The 488-nt window shown below is 59.2% G+C and carries 1 protein-coding gene; it reads left to right on the top strand.

Annotation, left to right across the window (positions count from 1 at the left end):
- The coding region (locus ACU8YE_RS24625; protein ID WP_446930052.1) for a LysR substrate-binding domain-containing protein at positions 1–416 on the top strand (416 nt) is incomplete at its 5' end.
- Positions 417–488 lie beyond the last annotated feature (72 nt).

The raw sequence follows: 488 nt of genomic DNA, 5'->3' as shown, positions 1-488 counted from the left end.
CGCACGAGCTGTATTCGCAGGCCACCATCAGCCCCCAGGACATGGGCGCGCCGGGGTTGTGGCTGCTGCAGGAAGGGCACTGCTTCCGTCATCAGGTGCTCAACATCTGCTCGCCGGCCCCGGTAGATACTACTAGGCCTTTCACCTATGAAAGTGGCTCCATTGAGACCCTTAAGCAGTTGGTGCGCCACAACCACGGCTACACGCTAGTACCCGAGTTATCGGTGCTGCCGGAGCTTAGTAATCCCATGGTTAAGCGTTTTGAGGCGCCCGAACCCGTGCGCGAAATCAGCCTGGTAGTGCACCACGGATTCGTGCGCCTGCCGCTGCTGGCCACCCTGCGAGACATCGTTCTGAGCCAAGTGCCGGAGCGCTTGCACGCGGGTAAAGCCGGGCAGAAAATTCGGTGGAAATAATATTCGGTACCTAGAATGCATAGGTACACCAAGGAGGGGCGTTAGGGAGCCGTACTAGGGCAGGTGCATGGC

The sequence above is a fragment of the Ralstonia sp. VS2407 genome (assembly GCF_052950655.1).
This window is presented reverse-complemented; position numbering and strand designations above follow the sequence as displayed.